At 42.4% G+C, this 2,455-nt stretch carries 2 protein-coding genes and 2 pseudogenes; 3 read left to right on the forward strand and 1 reads right to left on the reverse strand.

Going from position 1 to position 2,455, the window contains the following annotated elements:
- A pseudogene (gene queF / locus AB4653_RS09160) lies at positions 1-518 on the reverse strand (NADPH-dependent 7-cyano-7-deazaguanine reductase QueF); the annotation flags it as partial.
- Positions 519-649: 131 nt separating this feature from the next.
- Here queF and syd point away from each other — a divergent pair.
- From syd to AB4653_RS09175, 3 genes and pseudogenes are all read left to right on the forward strand, one after another.
- Positions 650-1,195: a SecY-interacting protein gene (gene syd, locus AB4653_RS09165; RefSeq protein ID WP_009847453.1), complete on the forward strand. Its 546-nt coding sequence runs from the start codon at positions 650-652 to the stop codon at positions 1,193-1,195.
- A gap of 4 nt (positions 1,196-1,199) precedes the next feature.
- On the forward strand, positions 1,200-1,976 hold the full coding sequence (locus AB4653_RS09170; RefSeq protein ID WP_009847452.1) for a Zn-ribbon-containing protein: 777 nt from the start codon (positions 1,200-1,202) through the stop codon (positions 1,974-1,976).
- Positions 1,977-2,089: 113 nt separating this feature from the next.
- Positions 2,090-2,455, forward strand: a pseudogene (locus AB4653_RS09175) (hypothetical protein); the annotation flags it as partial.

The raw sequence follows: 2,455 nt of genomic DNA on the forward strand, positions 1-2,455 counted from the left end.
TGCTCGCCAGCAGCCCCTTCAAGCAGTGACGCTTCAAAATCATAGCTCGTGATTTGGATGTCTTGATTGTCGATACAGTCACCTTCCATCGTCACGATAGGTTGGTTGGTGTAATCGGTTACTGAATTTACATTCACAATCACAGATTCGCCTGCACATGCTGACAAATCTTGAGTTAGACGCTCAGTGACTTGATCCCAGTTTTCAAACTGAGTTTGGTTGTAGCTGTTTAGGTACAGCTTGAAAGATTTTGACTCAATCAAATTTTGGCTAGTTGCCGGAATGAACACTTCACCAACAGCCACTTGTGGTAAGCCATTGGTGTTTAGCCACGAAAGCTCGTACATCGTCCAAATATCATGACCAACAAAAGGTAACTCTCCGTTTAGCGCAAGATCATTACGATTAAGGCTACGAGGTACTGGTTGCAATAAACTTGCATCGTATTGGTTAGAGTACTCAGTTTTTTGGCCTAGGGTTAAACCCGCTAGCTCTTTTGCGTCAGAATATTTGCTCATACTTTCGTTTCAAATTCGATTAGAATGGGGTCGATTTTACTGAATCCCCATTATCCTGTCATTAAGTCATCGCTTAATCGGCACGGAAAGGGCTCGGATTCTATTTATTATTTTGTGTTTAGGAGATTTTCATGACTCAACGCGCTCAAGACGCACTACTTTCTTTCAGTCAGCGATACGTTGACGCGTGGCAGCAGCAACACCAAAGCTTACCTCGTAATGAGGAGTTAGTGGACATCGTATCGCCATGCGTAGAAGAAAAGAGTGGTGATGCCGTGTTGTGGAAACACTATCCACGTGAGCAATTCGCAGATTTCACCAATGTTGAAACGGGTATTGAGTTGACTCTGCATGAAGACGTCAAGACTTTCTACGGCGCACAATTTAGTGCGGATATGAACGCGACTTTTGATGGTAACGAACTGACTCTGTTACAGATTTGGAGTGATGAAGATTTCGAATGCCTACAAGAAAACATCTTAGGACACCTAGTGACTCAGCGTCGTTTGAAGCTAAAACCAACGGTTTTCATTGCCGCGACTGATGCTGAACTGGATGTTATCTCTATCTGTAACCTAACGGGTAACGTAATCCTAGAGCGCTTAGGCACCAAAAATCGTGATGTACTAGCCGAGACATTGGCAGAATTTTTAGAAAAGCTACAACCAGCGGTATAAATAGATGTACGTACTAGAACTTCAATTTGAGTGTTTTGATAACACAACGGTAAGCGCTGTCGATAAGGCGGTTAATGGCTTAATGGATGCACTTCGTTATAACGGACAAGTGTTAGGTCGTGAGTTTCCAATCGTGATGGGTGACGGTGAATTCTATGTTCGCGTTGTGTGTCCGGAGCAAGATAGCTTACACCCACGTAATCATTCAGACTTCGTCAAAGTCTGTTTCGAGCGCTTATCTGCGGCGAGTTTATTAGCGCCTAAGATGCGTCTGCTTGGCCGAGATCTTAACTCCGAAGAAGTAGCCGAAGATGAAACGCCGAGCTGGCAAGTGTTGTACACGACGTTCGTGCATACCTGTTCACCGCTGCGCAGTGGCGACAGCTTGTTGCCTATTCCACTATATCGTAACCCGCCGACATTTAATGGCGATCATAAAGCCGTACTGAAATGGCAGACCGAATGGCAAGCCTGTGATGAAGTGCAAATGGGTGGTGGTTGCCGTGCTGAACATGCAACGCTAACCGAGATCAGTGATACTAAGAGTGTGTTGTTTAAACGCGGTTGGGGTCTAAGAGGGCGCATTGAATTTCTGACTAAGATTCCAACTTACTACTACTTATATCGTGTCGGTGGGATCAGCCTGAAAGATGAAAAAGAGCGCAAATGCCCACAATGTGGTGGTGAATGGCTGTTAGATGCGCCAATCCACGATATTTTCTATTTCAAGTGTGATGATTGCCATCTGGTATCCAACATTTCTTGGGATCATCTTAAATAGACATCGTTCATTTTTTATGAGTTGGGCCTATGAACTTTAGAACCATTTAAATGGAACATGAGTTTATTGTTATAGGGTAATTTTTAATGCTAAAACTTTGAGAGCTTATTTTTATGAACAAAATTAAAATATTCAATATTTTTTTATCGTTATCTGTGGTTTTGCTCTTTGGTTGTTCTTTTTCAAAGTGGGAACAGATTAATTTGGATTCGGAAAATTTTGAGTCGTATGGTAACGAGAGTTCAGAGGTGGTTATCATTAACGCACAGGGTGGTGCTTTCCCTGATTTAGAACGAAACTTCCTTCGAGAAATGTTTTCTTGGTTAGATTTGGGTCGTTATATGCTATTGAACGTCCATCAAACTCAAACTAAGCCTGGTAGTGATTTTGAATCTAGAGAAATCACATTCGAGGACGCTAAAGAAGCGGATAAGCAAAGTGTTTTGTGGTTATCGGAAACCATTAACAAATTTAAAGAT

Origin of the sequence: Vibrio sp. 10N.222.48.A3 (assembly GCF_041475345.1) — a bacterium.
GTDB classification, from domain to species: domain Bacteria; phylum Pseudomonadota; class Gammaproteobacteria; order Enterobacterales; family Vibrionaceae; genus Vibrio; species Vibrio tasmaniensis_A.